The organism is Streptomyces sp. P9(2023) (assembly GCF_032436795.1).
Classification (GTDB): Bacteria; Actinomycetota; Actinomycetes; order Streptomycetales; family Streptomycetaceae; genus Streptomyces.
Genome location: NZ_JAUPWM010000607.1, coordinates 1 through 260, shown reverse-complemented (window position 1 = coordinate 260; position 260 = coordinate 1). Strand labels below are relative to the sequence as shown.

Sequence of the window (260 nt, the reverse complement as noted above, 5' to 3'; positions counted from 1 at the left end):
GACAGCTCGACGAACCGCTCGCGCTTCTCGACGACCGTGGACCGCAGCAGCAGGCACACCTGCAGCGACCGCTCGATCCAGCGGCCCGCCTCGATCGCCAACCAGCCGTCGTCGCGGATCATGTTCGCCGTCACCGCCTGCAGCGACAGGATGCCGGTGAGCATGCGGCCCGCGCCGTCGGCGATCTGACGCTGGCCGGAGGCGCGCAGCTCGCCGAGCGCACGGTCGCTCGCCGCGACGCTGCGCCACACGTCGTTCGA

General features: G+C 71.9%; 1 protein-coding gene. It reads right to left on the bottom strand.

Annotation, left to right across the window (positions count from 1 at the left end):
* On the bottom strand, positions 1-260 hold a 260-nt coding region (locus Q5762_RS38870), incomplete at both ends, for an alpha-E domain-containing protein (RefSeq protein WP_315897031.1).